Origin of the sequence: Gordonia humi (genome assembly GCF_014197435.1) — a bacterium.
In the GTDB taxonomy this organism is placed as follows: domain Bacteria; phylum Actinomycetota; class Actinomycetes; order Mycobacteriales; family Mycobacteriaceae; genus Gordonia; species Gordonia humi.
This window is the reverse complement of sequence record NZ_JACIFP010000001.1, coordinates 1,183,372-1,196,802: the sequence shown is the minus strand read 5'-3', so window position 1 is coordinate 1,196,802 and position 13,431 is coordinate 1,183,372. Positions and strand designations below refer to the sequence as shown.

15 protein-coding genes are annotated in these 13,431 nt (G+C 68.6%); 6 read left to right on the top strand and 9 right to left on the bottom strand.

Annotated elements, in window-relative coordinates; translation table 11 throughout:
- Positions 1-4: 4 nt before the first annotated feature.
- From rlmB to BKA16_RS05420, 5 genes are read right to left on the bottom strand one after another with little or no spacing between them, the layout of a single operon-like run.
- Positions 5-964: a 23S rRNA (guanosine(2251)-2'-O)-methyltransferase RlmB gene (gene rlmB / locus BKA16_RS05440; protein ID WP_183369704.1), complete on the bottom strand. Its 960-nt coding sequence runs from the start codon at positions 962-964 to the stop codon at positions 5-7.
- A gap of 10 nt (positions 965-974) precedes the next feature.
- On the bottom strand, positions 975-2,369 hold the full coding sequence (gene cysS / locus BKA16_RS05435; protein ID WP_183369703.1) for a cysteine--tRNA ligase: 1,395 nt from the start codon (positions 2,367-2,369) through the stop codon (positions 975-977).
- Positions 2,370-2,380: 11 nt separating this feature from the next.
- Positions 2,381-2,845 carry a 2-C-methyl-D-erythritol 2,4-cyclodiphosphate synthase gene (ispF, locus tag BKA16_RS05430; protein ID WP_183369702.1) on the bottom strand — a complete coding sequence of 155 codons (465 nt, stop codon included), beginning with the start codon at positions 2,843-2,845 and terminating at the stop codon, positions 2,381-2,383.
- Positions 2,846-2,890: 45 nt separating this feature from the next.
- A complete protein-coding gene (gene ispD, locus BKA16_RS05425) occupies positions 2,891-3,547 on the bottom strand; it encodes a 2-C-methyl-D-erythritol 4-phosphate cytidylyltransferase (protein WP_183372915.1) in 657 nt (218 codons plus the stop codon).
- Positions 3,544-4,032 (bottom strand): CarD family transcriptional regulator, encoded by a 489-nt coding sequence (locus BKA16_RS05420; RefSeq protein WP_183369701.1) that lies wholly within the window; start codon positions 4,030-4,032, stop codon positions 3,544-3,546. The genes ispD and BKA16_RS05420 overlap by 4 nt, the downstream gene beginning before the upstream one ends.
- Before the next feature lie 210 nt (positions 4,033-4,242).
- On the opposite strand from BKA16_RS05420, the gene BKA16_RS05415 reads away from it, so the two are divergent.
- Entirely contained in the window at positions 4,243-4,935 is a 693-nt protein-coding gene (locus tag BKA16_RS05415; protein ID WP_183369700.1) for a copper-binding protein, read from the top strand.
- Positions 4,936-5,072: 137 nt separating this feature from the next.
- Positions 5,073-6,455, top strand: coding sequence for a DNA repair protein RadA (gene radA, locus BKA16_RS05410; RefSeq protein WP_183369699.1), 1,383 nt, complete (start codon positions 5,073-5,075; stop codon positions 6,453-6,455).
- 25 nt (positions 6,456-6,480) lie between these two features.
- On the opposite strand, the gene BKA16_RS05405 is transcribed toward radA, so the two are convergent.
- Positions 6,481-6,999, bottom strand: coding sequence for a PaaI family thioesterase (locus BKA16_RS05405; protein WP_343067287.1), 519 nt, complete (start codon positions 6,997-6,999; stop codon positions 6,481-6,483).
- 68 nt (positions 7,000-7,067) lie between these two features.
- Between BKA16_RS05405 and disA the strand changes: the two genes are divergently transcribed.
- Positions 7,068-8,165, top strand: a complete 1,098-nt coding sequence (gene disA, locus BKA16_RS05400; RefSeq protein WP_183369697.1) for a DNA integrity scanning diadenylate cyclase DisA — start codon at positions 7,068-7,070, stop codon at positions 8,163-8,165.
- Between the two features lie 99 nt (positions 8,166-8,264).
- Here the strand turns inward: disA and BKA16_RS05395 are convergent, their stop codons facing one another.
- Positions 8,265-9,017 carry a hypothetical protein gene (locus BKA16_RS05395; RefSeq protein ID WP_183369696.1) on the bottom strand — a complete coding sequence of 251 codons (753 nt, stop codon included), beginning with the start codon at positions 9,015-9,017 and terminating at the stop codon, positions 8,265-8,267.
- 109 nt (positions 9,018-9,126) lie between these two features.
- Positions 9,127-9,756 carry a carbonic anhydrase gene (locus BKA16_RS05390; RefSeq protein ID WP_183369695.1) on the bottom strand — a complete coding sequence of 210 codons (630 nt, stop codon included), beginning with the start codon at positions 9,754-9,756 and terminating at the stop codon, positions 9,127-9,129.
- On the opposite strand from BKA16_RS05390, the gene BKA16_RS05385 reads away from it, so the two are divergent.
- The gene (locus BKA16_RS05385) at positions 9,755-10,651 is read left to right on the top strand and encodes an A/G-specific adenine glycosylase (RefSeq protein ID WP_183369694.1); all 897 of its coding nucleotides are present in this window, start codon (positions 9,755-9,757) and stop codon (positions 10,649-10,651) included. The two genes, BKA16_RS05390 and BKA16_RS05385, sit on opposite strands and share 2 nt — an antisense overlap.
- Positions 10,652-10,668: 17 nt before the next feature.
- On the opposite strand, the gene BKA16_RS05380 is transcribed toward BKA16_RS05385, so the two are convergent.
- Positions 10,669-11,502 (bottom strand): alpha/beta fold hydrolase, encoded by an 834-nt coding sequence (locus BKA16_RS05380; protein ID WP_343067286.1) that lies wholly within the window; start codon positions 11,500-11,502, stop codon positions 10,669-10,671.
- Between the two features lie 49 nt (positions 11,503-11,551).
- Here BKA16_RS05380 and BKA16_RS05375 point away from each other — a divergent pair, with 49 nt between their 5' ends.
- Positions 11,552-11,857, top strand: coding sequence for an antibiotic biosynthesis monooxygenase family protein (locus tag BKA16_RS05375; protein ID WP_183369693.1), 306 nt, complete (start codon positions 11,552-11,554; stop codon positions 11,855-11,857).
- A gap of 86 nt (positions 11,858-11,943) precedes the next feature.
- Complete coding sequence (locus tag BKA16_RS05370; RefSeq protein ID WP_183369692.1) at positions 11,944-13,401, top strand: aldehyde dehydrogenase; 1,458 nt, start codon at positions 11,944-11,946, stop codon at positions 13,399-13,401.
- Positions 13,402-13,431: the final 30 nt, after the last annotated feature.

Here is a 13,431-nt window from a genome sequence, read left to right as displayed (position 1 = left end):
GCTCCTACGCCAGGCGGCGCTGTCGGGCGAATTCGGCGAGCACCACACCGGCGGCGACGGAGGCGTTGAGGCTCTCGACGTCGCCGGCCATCGGAACCGAGAGGATCGAGTCGCAGTTCTCGCGGACCAGCCGCGAGAGTCCCTTGCCTTCGGAGCCGACGACCACCACGACCGGACCGGTGCCGTCGTAATCGTCGAGGGTGACGTCGCCGCCCGCATCGAGACCGACGATCTGTGCCCCCGTCTTGGCCCACTCGACCAGCGTCCGGTTCAGGTTCGGCGCCTGCGCGACGGGCAGTCGGGCGGCGGCGCCCGCGCTGGTCCGCCATGCGACGGCCGTCACTCCGGCACTGCGACGCTGCGGGATCAGGACTCCGTGCCCGCCGAACGCGGCCACCGACCGGATCACCGCGCCTAGGTTGCGCGGATCGGTGATGTTGTCCAGGGCCACGAGCAGCGGCTGGCGCGCCGAGGCGCGCGCATCGGCCATCAGGTCGTCGGGGTGCGCGTACTTGTACTCCGGGACCTGCAGAGCCAGTCCCTGGTGCATGCCGTTCGGCGACATCCGATCGAGTTCGGGCTTGCCGACCTCTAGAACGGTGATCGCGCGGTCGCCCGCGGTGTGCACGGCCTCGCGGACGCGGTCGTCGGCGTCGATGCCCGTCTGCACGTAGAGGGCGGTCGCCGGGACGTCCGCGCGCAGGCACTCGACGACGGGGTTGCGGCCGAGCACGTACTCGGGGCCGCCGTCGTCGGACTTGCGGGTGTTGCGCGGGCGTCCGGTCGCCGACTTCGCGGCGGCGTTCGCCTTCTTGTGCTTGGCGTGGTAGACGCGGTCCTCGGCCTTCGGGGTCGCGCCGCGGGCTTCGAGCCCTCGACGACGCTGACCGCCGGATCCGACGGTCTGCCCCTTCTTGGAGCCCGACTTCCGGACAGCGCCCTTGCGGTTGGAATTGCCGGCCATGTCGAAGTCCTTAGTGTTGTGCGGTCTTCAGCGCCCACTGGGCGCCGTCGGGGGTGTCGGTCACGTCGATGCCCGCCGCGGCGAGCCGGTCCCGGACCTCGTCGGCGACGGCCCAGTCCTTGGTGGCGCGGGCCGCGGCGCGACGGTCGAGTTCCGCTCGGATGAGCACGTCGAGCGCGGCGGTGGCCGCATCGTCGGCGCCCGCATCGGCCCAGTGCTCGTCGAGCGGGTCGGTGCCGAGGATCGCGGTCATCGCGCGGACGCTCGCGGCGATCGCCACCGCCTTGTCGCCGTCGCCCGCCTCGAGCGCGGTGTTGCCCTCGCGGACCGCGTTGTGCACGGCGGCGAGTGCGGCCGGAACACCGAGGTCGTCGTCGAGGGCGGCCGCGAACTCGGCCGTCACGTCGCCGACCTCGACCGACCCGACGCGGTCGACCACACGGTGCAGGAACGACTCGATGCGTCGGTACCCGGTGGCGGCCTCGTGCAGCGCCGCATCGGAGTATTCGAGCATCGACCGGTAGTGGGCGCTGCCCAGGTAGTACCGCAGTTCGACGGGACGGACCTTCTCGAGCATCGCCGGGATGGAGACGACGTTGCCGAGCGACTTGCTCATCTTCTCACCGCTCATGGTGACCCAGCCGTTGTGCAGCCAGTAGTTGGCGAACCCGTCGCCCGCGCCGTGCGACTGCGCGATCTCGTTCTCGTGGTGCGGAAACACCAGATCCATACCGCCGCAATGGATGTCGAACTCGCCGCCGAGCAGCGAGGTAGCCATCGCCGAGCACTCCAGATGCCAGCCGGGACGACCGTCGCCCCACGGCGTCGGCCACGACGGCTCACCCGGTTTGACGGCCTTCCACAGAGTGAAGTCGCGCGGATCCCGTTTGCCGGTGCCCGCACTCTCGCCCTGGTGGACGTCGTCGAGCTTGTGCCCGGACAGGCTGCCGTACTCGGGCAGGCTCCGCACATCGAAGTAGACGTTGCCGTCGGCGACGTAGGCGTGCCCGCGGTCGATCAGCCGCCGCATGTACTCCACCATCTGTGTGACGAAACCAGTGGCGCGCGGCTCCGCCGACGGCGGCAGCACGCCGAGGGCGTCGTACGCCTTGGTGAACTCGCGCTCGTGGGTGGCTGCCCACTCCCACCACGGGCGCCCGGCGTCGGCCGCCTTGCGCAGGATCTTGTCGTCGATGTCGGTGACGTTGCGGATGAAGCGCACGTCGTATCCACGGTGCGCGAGCCACCGGCGCAACACGTCGAAGGCGATTCCGCTGCGGACGTGACCGATGTGCGGGACGCCCTGCACGGTGGCGCCGCACAGGTACACGCCGACCGTTCCCGGGGTGAGCGGAACGAATTCGCGGATCTCGCGCGAGGCGGTGTCGTACAGTTTCAGCGTCACGGCCTGCGATTCTACTTGACCTGAAGCAGCGCGGTCGCCACCGCCGCGACTCCTTCGCCTCGACCCGTCAGACCGAGACCGTCGGTGGTGGTCGCCGACACCGACACAGGCGCGCCGAGCAGGTCGGACAGCACATTCTGCGCCTCTTCGCGTCTCGGTCCGATCCGAGGCCGGTTCCCGATGACCTGCACCGCCGCGTTGAGCGGAGTCAGCCCCTCCTCGTCGAGGAGTGCGACGACGTGCGTCAACATCGCGGCACCGGTCACGTTCGCCCACTCGGGGCGGTCGACGCCGAACACGAGGCCGAGGTCGCCGAGACCGGCCGCCGAGAGCAAGGCGTCACACAACGCGTGGACTCCGACGTCGCCGTCGGAGTGACCGCGGCAACCGTCCGCGTCATCGAAGCGCAGACCCACCATCCAACAGTCGCGGCCGGGTTCGATGGGATGGACGTCGGTGCCGATGCCCACGCGCATGGTGGCGTCTCCTTGTCGGGTCAGGTCGGATCGGGTCGGATCGGGTCAGGCGAGCAGTCGCGCCAGAGCGAGGTCGAACGGGGTGGTGATCTTGAATGCCATCGCATCGCCGGGGATCACCCGGACCGGAACGCCGGAGGCTTCTACGAGACCCGCGTCGTCGGTGGCGTCGCCCGCACCGGCGTGCGCGGCACGGAGTACGTCCGCGTCGAATCCCTGCGGCGTCTGGACCGCGCGGAGCACGCTGCGGTCGGGCGTCTCGACGACGACGTCCGACGCGTCGACACGTTTGAGGGTGTCGGCCACCGGGAGTCCGGGGACCACCGCTTCCGCGCCGGCGCGAACCGCGTCGACCACGGCGGCGAACAGCGACGGCGGAGTCAGTGCTCGGGCCGCATCGTGCACCAGCACCAGGTCGGCGTCGGTCGCGGCGAGTGCCGCCCGCACCGAGTCGCTGCGCTGTGCCCCGCCCACGACGATGCGCGCATCCGGCACGAGCCGTTGCGCGCTGTCTATGAGTTCCTCCGGGACGGCGACGACGATCTCGTCGATCACCCCGGAGCCGCGGGCGGCGGCGACACTGCGTTGCAGCAGAGTCGCCCCGCCCACGTCCACGAAGGCCTTCGGCTTGTCCTCACCGAGGCGAGTTCCCATGCCTGCGGCTGGAATCAATGCGGCCACACGGCCGCGCCGCGAGGTCAGGACGCCGCAGCCAGGATCTCGTCGAGGATGCTGTCGGCCTTCTCGTCGTCGGTGTTCCGAGCGAGCGAGAGCTCGTCGACCAGTACGCGGCGCGCACGGGTCAGCATCCGCTTCTCACCTGCGGACAACCCGCGGTCCTGTTCGCGACGCCACAGGTCGCGAACGATCTCGGCGACCTTGATGATGTCGCCCGAGTTCAGCTTCTCCTGGTTCGCCTTGAAGCGGCGCGCCCAGTTCGTGGGCTCTTCCACGTTCGGTGCGCGGAGCACCTGGAAGACCTCATCGAGTCCCTCTTCGCCGACCACGTCACGAACACCGACGTAATCGAGTTTGCTCGAAGGGATCTGGACCGTCATGTCGCCGTCTGCAACTTTCAGGACCAGGTATTCGACTTCTTCACCCTTGATGGTCCGAACGACGATGTCGTCGATCCGAGCAGCACCGTGATGGGGGTACACAACGGTGTCGCCAACTTTGAAATTCAATGTTCCCTGCCCCTTTCGAGTGTTACCAGTGTAACACCCACCCACCGACAGCCTTTCCAACGGCGCAGGTCAACACCTGTTCACGGCGGTCGCGCTACAATTGCAACGATTTTCCGCCGACCCGAGGGAACTTTTCCCGACCGCGCCCACTACGCTGCGTAGTGAGCGTTCGCATCCGGCGGACAGTGCGACGACCACCCGGAGGAAAAGGTGTCAGTGCTCAATCGGACCACCGGCCGTCTGGCCAAGGCTGTAGCCGTCGGCGCGCTCGGCGCCGCGATCGCCATCGGCACAGCGGCCTGCGGCGCGGGCAAGATCTCCCAGTCCGCCGATCAGCAGCCCGCGATCAACGGCTCGACGGGAACCATCACCTTGGACCCCGACATCGTCGACGGCGACGAGCTGCGCAACGGTGAGATCGCCATCCGCAACGTCCAGATCGTGTACCCGCGGTCGAACGCCGACCAGACCTTCACCGACGGCGGACCGTTCGACATCGCGTTCCTCGCCTCCAACGACAGCGTGACCCGCAAGGTCAAGCTGGTCGAGATCGTCGGACCGGACGGCTCGTCCGTCTCGATCGAGAACCCGTCGAAGTCCAGCGGAACCAAGTCGGACCCGCGTCTCCTCGGCCCCGGCGAGAACATGCTCGCGGGCGTGCCCGCCGACGTGAACACCTCGGCCGCCGAAGCCGCGAACATCGAGCGCTTCTCCGTCACACTGACTCAGGCCACGAAGGTCCGTGCCGGTCTGACCGCGCCGCTGACCTTCCGGTTCGAGGTGTACGACCTCGCGGGCAAGGACCTCGGCCTCAAGCAGGTCACCATCGAGACCCCGGTCGACGGCGGCACCCTCAAGGACCGGGTGGACGTCGTCCGCGACCTCCAGGGCGAAGGCCACTGAGCCCGACCCGACCACTGCACGACGAGCGCCCCCGACCTTCCGGTCGGGGGCGCTTCGCATCGGTCCGCACCGAGTTCGTCCACCGGCTCGGCGCCCGCCGGCTCTCGACTGTCGCAGGTCGCCGATAGGGTGGCTTCGTGGCGAAACCGAAGGCAGTCTTCCGATGCACGGCATGCGGGCATCAGGTGTCCAAATGGGTCGGCCGATGCCCCGACTGCGGCGAGTGGGGATCGATCGAGGAAGGGGCTCCGGCAGCGGCCGCCGCGGGCGCGGCCTCGGTCGCGCCGCGCAGTCCGGCCCGACGCATCACCGACGTCGACGCGGGCACGTCCTCGGCCACGCCCATCGGCATCGCCGAGTTCGACCGCGTCCTCGGCCGCGGCATCGTGCCCGGATCGGTCGTGCTGCTGGCGGGCGAACCGGGCGTCGGCAAGTCGACGCTGCTGCTCGAGACGGTCAAACAGTGGGCCGCGCAGGGCCGCACCGCGCTCTACGTGACCGGTGAGGAGTCCGCGGGCCAGGTCCGGCTCCGCGCCGAACGGACCGGCGCCGTCCACGAGAACGTCTTCTTGGCCGCCGAGACCGATCTGGCGACCGTCCTCGGCCACGTCGACGAGGTACGCCCGAGCCTGTTGATCGTCGACTCCGTGCAGACTCTCGTGGCGACCGGCGTCGACGGGGTGACCGGCGGCGTCACCCAGATCCGCGCCGTCACCACGGCCTTGGTGTCGCTGGCCAAGACCAGCGGCGTCGCGGTGATCCTCGTCGGCCACGTCACCAAGGACGGCAACGTCGCCGGACCGCGATCACTCGAGCACCTGGTGGACGTCGTGCTGGCGTTCGAGGGCGACCGCCACTCCTCGCTGCGCATGGTCCGCGGCGTCAAGAACCGATTCGGGCCGTCCGACGAGGTCGGCTGCTTCGAACAGCGGTCCGACGGCATACACGAGGTCTCCGATCCGTCGGGGATCTTCGTCCACGAGCACCCCACCGATGTGGCGGGCAGCGTCGCGCTCGTCGCCATGGACGGCCGCCGGGCGATGGTCGGGCAGATCCAGGCGTTGCTCAACAAGACCGAGATGGCCTCACCTCGTCGCGCGGTGTCCGGACTGGACGCCGCACGCGTCGCGATGATGCTCGCCGTCGCCGAGAAGCACGCCGGGATATCCGCGGGCAGACAGGAGGTGTACGCGTCGACCGTCGGCGGGATGAAGGTGACCGAACCCGCCGCGGACCTCGCCATCTTCCTGGCCATCGGATCGTCCGCGGGCGATCAGCCGATCTCGTCGACGACCGTGGCGATCGGCGAGGTCGGACTCGCGGGCGAGATCCGTCGGGTCTCGTCGACGGCGCGGCGCGTCGCCGAGGCCAAACGTCTCGGATTCCGGCACGCGATCGTCCCCGCGGGCACCGACGAGGAGATGCCGAAGGGTATTCGGATCACCAAGGTCGCGCACCTCGCCGACGCTTTGGACGCGGTGAGACCGCGCCGCCTCCAGGCCGTCGACGCGCCGTTCTGATCTCGGCTCGACGGCCGACGAGACGCTAGAGGATCACCCGCTTGTCGTAGTGCTCGGCGAAGTGCTCCTTCACATCGATCGTGACGAAGATCGAGTGCGCGCTCGCCACCGGACGCTCCGGGTCGCCGATGTGGGCCACCGAGGCGATGTAGACCTTCCGCCGTTGCCGCCCGAGGATCCGCGCGTCGAAGTGCAGGGTGGAACCGAGCGGAATCGGCTCGGCGAAGTCGATCTCGAGGTGGGCGGTCACCACCGCCGACCCGATCAGCAACGGCGAGGTGCCCATCACCTCGTCGAACGCCGCGGACAAGACACCGCCGTGGATGACGCCGGGGCCGCCCTGCATCCAGCTCGCGACCGGCATGTCGGCGCTCACGGTCAGGCCGTCACCTGCGATCACTTTCAAGTGCAGGCCGAGCGGAACGTCGTCGCCGCAGCCGAAGCACGTGCTGTGGTGCAGATCGATGTGATGTCCGGGTGCCGCGGCCTTGGGGTGCCTCTGCAACGGCTCCAGGTCTGCAGGCGGAACGAAAGCATGCTTCACGTCCAGATACGCTAGTCGGGATCCGGCGGGAGTCGGTACGGTCGAGTCCTTCCTACAGACGAGGTGCGATGAACGACACATCGGTCAGTGCGGCCGGAGGCGCCGACATGACCCGCGAGACGCTGCGGCGCGTAGCGCCCGGCACCAGTCTGCGCGACGGCCTCGAACGTATTCTGCGCGGCGGGACGGGCGCGCTGGTGGTTCTCGGCTACGACGACGACGTGGAGCGGATCTGCGACGGCGGATTCAATCTCGACGTCGAGTTCGCCCCCACTCGCCTGCGCGAACTGGCGAAGATGGACGGCGCCGTCGTCCTGTCCGCGGACGGACGGCGCATCGTCCGCGCCAACGTGCAACTGGTGCCCGACCCGTCGATCCCCACCGAGGAGTCCGGTACCCGGCACCGCGCGGGGGAGCGCACCGCGATCCAGATGGGCGTCCCGGTGATCGCGGTGAGCGCGTCGATGTCGATCGTGTCGGTGTACGTCGACGGTCAGCGCCGCATCGTGGAGAACCCGGATGCGATCCTCTCGCGCGCCAACGTCGCCCTGTCGACGCTGGAGCGGTACAAGTCACGACTCGACGAGGTCAGCGCCCAACTGTCCCGCGCCGAGATCGAAGACTACGTGCTTCTGCGCGACGCGATGAGTGCCGCCCAGCGCATGGAGATGGTCCGCCGCGTGTCGGTGGAGATCGAGGAGTACGTGCTCGAGCTGGGCGTCAACGGTCGCCAGGTGGCGCTGCAGCTCGAAGAACTCATCAGCGACAACGACACGATGCGCGAACTGCTGGTGCGCGACTACCACGCGAGCCCGGAACCCGCCGGACCGGAACAGGTCCGCCAGATCCTGGAGGCCGTCGAAGGACTCTCGGACGCCGATCTCCTCGACCTGACCATGCTCGCGGGCGCGTTCGGTTATCCGACCACATTGGAGGCGCAGGACACGTCGATGAGCCCGCGCGGCTACCGTCTGCTGTCTCGCATCTCTCGGCTCCAGTTCGGGCACGTCGATCGCCTGGTGCGCCACTTCGGCACTCTGCAGTCGCTGCTCGCGTCCAGCGCGGCGGATCTGGAGGCCGTCGAGGGCATCGGCGGCATCTGGGCCCGACACATCCGCGAGGGTCTGTCGCGACTCGCCGAGAGCAGCCTCGAACGCTTCGACTAGGCCCTGTCGCTCGACGAGAGGCCACTCCACTGTCGGATCGAGCCGGCAGCTCGCGACAGCCGCCGCACGGGCGAGCAGTGCCCCGGCCGGGGCGCTGCTCTACTGCTCGGCCGGCTTCACCACGTTGAAGGTGATCGGCGCCGACTCCTTCTCGCCGAGTTTGCCGATGGCCTGGTAGGCGCCCGCCGGAATCTGCTGGCGGGGCTTCTTGCAGCCGGGGCTGCTGGTGGTGCCCGACCAGGTGATGTCGTCGCTGACCTGCTGGCCGGGCTGGAGGAGCTGGACGTTGACGGCCTTGTCGGGAGCGCAGTCCTGCGCCGACCAGAGAGTACGAGCACCGTCGAGCGAACGGACGATCACATTCTGTGCGACCTTGCCGACGTCACGATTGCAGGCCGACAGCCCGCCGTTCGTCGTGACGATCGTGAAAACCGGCTGATCGCCCTGCGTGTAGGTGGGCTTATCGGTGTACAGCACCACCGAGAGGCTCTGATCCGAACACAGGTTCTCGATCGCGGGCGCCGCCGGAACCTCGCTGCTCGCCGGAGTCTGCGCGGGCGCGCTCGGGTCGCCGCCTTCCCCGTGCTCGCCTCCCCCGCTCGGCGCCTCGCTGCTACTCGGCGCGGGTGAGTCGGTCGACGGCGTCGACGGCGCGGGTGCGGCCGGCTTCGCGGTGCTCGACGTCGAATCGGACGCCGCGGCGTTCGCGGGCTTCGAGTCGCCGTCGGACGAACTGCCCGCCCACACGATGAGGGCGATCACCACGACCACAGCCACGACGGCGCCGACGATCGCGACGAGGCGTCGTCGCCAATACACCTCGGAAGGCAGGGGTCCCTGTGGTTCGATCACGATGCAACGGTATCGCCGACGAGCAGCCGATAGCCTCGACCACCGTCGGCGTGTCGGAAGTTTGTTTCCGCCGATTTCCGACTATTGTGGTCGTCCCGACCCCCGGGGGTCAGCTCGCGGGCTGCTCCCCGATGTCGCCGATCACCTCGACGAGGTGGACCCGCCCCTCATCGAGTCGGTACGACAGACCGACGATCGCCAGCTCGCCGGCCTCGACGCGCTCGGCGATCTTCCGACTGCGCTGCATGAGCAGATGACCGGTCTCCTGCACGTGCCGGGTGACGAACTCGAAGTACTCCGTGAGTCCTTCACTGCGGCCGGCCAGGACGCTGGGCGCGACCTTCTCGACGATGTTGCGGACGTATCCGCCGGGCAGGTTCAGGTTGTCGAGCGCGTCGAGAGTGGCGCCCACCGCGCCGCACTGGTCGTGTCCGAGGACGATGATCAGCGGGACGCTGAGGATGTCCGCACCGTATTCGATGGTGCCGAGAACGGCTTCGTCGAGGACGTGACCCGCCGTGCGAACGACGAACATGTCGCCGAGACCCTGATCGAAGATGATCTCGGCGGCCAGCCGCGAGTCGCCGCAACCGAACAGCACCACGTGCGGCGACTGCCCGCCGACGAGCGCCTCGCGGTCGGCGATACCCTGGCTCGGGTGAATCGGACGGTTCTCGACGAAGCGCTGGTTGCCTTCCTTGAGAACTGTCCATGCTTGAGCCGGGGTGAGATCTTTCATGACTGTCAGTGTGCCACCAGCCACAGTCGTCGATTGGTTCGGGCCCCATAAGAGGGACCTTCCGTGGCGTTCGCCGAACGTCTCCGCGTGGCATGTCCTGATCAGCGAGATCATGCTCCAGCAGACCCCCGTGGTGCGGGTCGTCGAGCCGTGGACCCGGTGGGTGCAGCGATGGCCGGTGCCCTCCGCGATGGCCGTCGAATCGGTCGGCGAAGTGGTTCGCGCGTGGGGAAAACTCGGCTATCCACGGCGCGCGATGCGCCTGCACGAGTGCTCCAAGGTCCTCGCGGAGCAGTACGACGACGTGGTCCCGCCCGACGTCGAGACCATGCTCACGCTGCCCGGGATCGGCGACTACACGGCGCGGGCCGTGGCGTGCTTCGCCTACGGGCAGTCGGTGCCCGTGGTGGACGTGAACGTGCGCCGCGTCGTCGCCCGGGCCGTGCACGGACGCCAGCACCCCGGGAATCCGGCGCGGCGCGACCTCGCCGAGACCGAGGCCCTGTTCCCCCGGTCGGCGGACGGCTCTCCCGCCCCGGAGACGCCGGTGTTCAGCGCCGCCCTCATGGAACTCGGCGCATTGGTGTGCACGGCCCGCGAGGCCCGCTGCGAGATCTGCCCACTGGAGCCGACATGCGAATGGGTGCGGCTCGGCCGACCCGCCCACGAGGGTCCGGCACGAAAGGTTCAGAAGTTCGAAGGCACCGACCGACAGGCCCGCGGGCGGCTCCTCGACGTGCTGCGCAACACCTCGGGTCCCGTCGAACGCACCGCGCTCGATCTGGCATGGGAACGCGATCCCGGCCAGCGGGCGCGGGCCCTGGACTCCCTGCTGGTGGACGGCCTGATCGAAGTGACCGACGACGGCCTGTTCGCGCTGGCCGGCGAGGGCTGAGGCGGGCCCGCACCGAATCAGTGGACGGGGCGGCCGACGAACTCGCTGAGGAACGCCTCGACCGCACCGCGGAACACACCGGGGGCGTCGTCGTGCAGCAGATGCCCGGCGCCGTCGACGCGCAGATACGGACTGCCCGGCTTACGGCGGGCCATCTCGGCCATCTGCCCGACCGGCGTCACCGAGTAGCCCGCCTCGAGCAGGAGCGTCGGCACCGCGACCGCATCCCATTGACCCCAGAACGCGCGGGAGCCCCATTCCTCGGCGATGTCCGCCCACACCGGGATCGAGCCGTGGAGACGTCCGTCGTCGAAGGCCTCGTAGAAGTACCGGCCGGCGACGGCGCCGAACATCTCCACGGCCGACTCCAGGTCCGGGAAGCGGTCCGGCCAGGACTCGAACCAGGGCGTCCAGGTGCCGGTGGTCCGCCCGCGGAAGTCCGGCGCCATGTCTTCGACGACGACGGCCGATACGAGTTCGGGATAGGCGGCCGCCGTGCACCACGAGTGCAGGCCGCCCATCGAGTGTCCGATGAGGACGGCCGGTCCGCGATCGATCCAGGTGATGATCTCCGCCAGATCGGTCACGAAGCGTTCGGTCGATATGTCCGAACGGTCGACGGCTCCGGCGCCCTGATGGTTGGCCGCGTCGAAGGTGAACACGCGGCCGTAACGCCTCAGCCACGGAACCTGCCGCCGCCATGTGCGACCGCGCCCCATCAGTCCGTGGACGAGAACGATCGCCCCGAAACCGCCCTCGTCGATGTCCCGACCCCCATGATCGAGCAGCCCGACGTCGGCGGTCGCCACGGCATCGGAGGTCGCCACGGCATCGGTCTCGTCGGAGTTCACAACGAACGACCCTATCGGCTCGTCACCGGCACCGCGTAGCCTCGGCACCATGGCAATTGTGAAGATCAACGCGATCAAGGTCCCCGAAGGCGCGGGCCCCGAACTGGAGAAGCGCTTCGCCGCCCGTGCGGGCACCGTCGAGGATTCGAAGGGCTTCCTCGGCTTCCAACTCCTGCGCCCGGTGGCCGGCGACGACCGCTACTTCGTCGTCACCCAGTGGGAGGACCAGGAGAGCTTCGACGCGTGGGCGAACGGCGATGCGCGAGCTGCCCACAAGAGCGACCGCAAGCCGGTGGCGAGCGGCGCCGATCTCCTCGAGTTCGAGGTCGTGCTCGACGTCGCGCCGTCCGCCTGACGGCGACCCGGTCGATCAATTTCTAGAACGTGTTCTACATAGTGCTCTAGTATCGGGGGAAACCCCTCGATACTTCAGGAGCACGCATGACCGACCCGATCGAGACCACCAAGCTGTACATCGGCGGACAGTGGGTCGCCCCGCACTCGAGCGAAGTCCTCGACGTGTTCTCGCCCGCGACCGGGGCGAAGGTCGGGTCGGTCCCCGACGCGGATGCGACCGACGTCGACGCCGCGGTGAAGGCCGCGCGGGAGTCGTTCGACTCCGGCGTCTGGCGCAACACCCCGGTAGCCGAGCGAACTGCGGTGATCCGCCGCGCGGTGGAGTTGATCAATGAGCGCGGCGAGCAGCTCGCACAGCTCTTGTCCGCGGAGATGGGCGCCACTCCCGGCGATGTGGCCACCATTCAGCAGTTCGCGGGTACCGCATGCCTGAGCGCATACGCGGACGCCGCCGACGCGTACGAATGGGAGGAGACGCGCACCGGCATCTTCGGTGAGACCAGGGTCCTCAAGGAGGCCGTGGGAGTCGTGGGCGCGATCATCGCGTGGAACGTTCCGCTGTTCCTCTTCTGCAACAAGTTCGGCCCCGCACTCGCGGCGGGCTGTTCGATCGTTCTCAAGCCCGCACCCGAGACGCCGTTGAACGCGAACGTGCTCGCCGAGATCTTCACCGAGGCGGGCGTTCCCGAGGGCGTCATCTCGATCGTGCCGGGCGGAGTCGAGACCGGGCGGGCCCTCGTCGAGCATCCGGACGTCGACAAGATCACCTTCACCGGCTCGACACGCGCGGGCCAGCAGATCGCCTCGCGCTGCGGCGAACAGCTCAAGCGCTACTCGCTCGAACTCGGCGGCAAGTCCGCGGCCATCGTCCTCGAGGACGCGGACATCGAGGCCAGTGCTCCGATGCTGCTGTTCTCCGGTCTCCTCAACGCCGGGCAGGCGTGCGTGGCTCAGACCCGGGTCCTGGTTCCCCGGTCGCGCCATGACGAGATCGTCGACGCGATGGTCGCGGTCGCCTCCACGTTCACCCCCGGACTCCCCGACGATCCGGAGACCAGAGTGGGTCCGATCATCAACGACAAGCAGTACGAGAAGGTCACGGGCTACATCGCGAAGGGCAAGGAGGAGGGGGCCACCGCGGTCCTCGAGGTGGAGGCGCCGAAGGTCGGCACCGGCAATTTCGTCGGCCCGACCATCTTCACCGGCGTCACCAACGACATGACGATCGCCCGCGAGGAGATCTTCGGCCCGGTGATCGGCGTCATCGCCTACGACACTGTCGACGAAGCGATCGCCATCGCCAACGACTCCGACTACGGCCTCGCCGGCTCGGTGTGGACACAGGACGTGGAGGCCGGCTACGAGGTCGCGAAGCAGATCCGCACCGGAACCATGGGCATCAACTGGTACTCGATCGACCCGGCGTCGCCGTTCGGCGGATACAAGAAGTCCGGAATCGGCCGTGAGAACGGCAAGGAGGGTCTGGAGAGCTACCTGGAGAACAAGGCCGTCGTGATGCCGATGGGTTACACGTCGGCGTAGAACACGCCCGAACAGCGTTTACTCCGCCGG

Excerpts from the sequence above, each read along its gene's own strand:
- BKA16_RS05390 (WP_183369695.1), bottom strand. The coding sequence starts at position 9,756 with ATGAAAGATCTCACCCCGGCTCAAGCATGGACAGTTCTCAAGGAAGGC.
- BKA16_RS05385 (WP_183369694.1), top strand. The coding sequence starts at position 9,755 with ATGACTGTCAGTGTGCCACCAGCCACAGTCGTCGATTGGTTCGGGCCC.
- rlmB (WP_183369704.1), bottom strand. The coding sequence starts at position 964 with ATGGCCGGCAATTCCAACCGCAAGGGCGCTGTCCGGAAGTCGGGCTCC.
- BKA16_RS05370 (WP_183369692.1), top strand. The coding sequence starts at position 11,944 with ATGACCGACCCGATCGAGACCACCAAGCTGTACATCGGCGGACAGTGG.
- BKA16_RS05375 (WP_183369693.1), top strand. The coding sequence starts at position 11,552 with ATGGCAATTGTGAAGATCAACGCGATCAAGGTCCCCGAAGGCGCGGGC.
- ispF (WP_183369702.1), bottom strand. The coding sequence starts at position 2,845 with ATGCGCGTGGGCATCGGCACCGACGTCCATCCCATCGAACCCGGCCGC.
- disA (WP_183369697.1), top strand. The coding sequence starts at position 7,068 with ATGAACGACACATCGGTCAGTGCGGCCGGAGGCGCCGACATGACCCGC.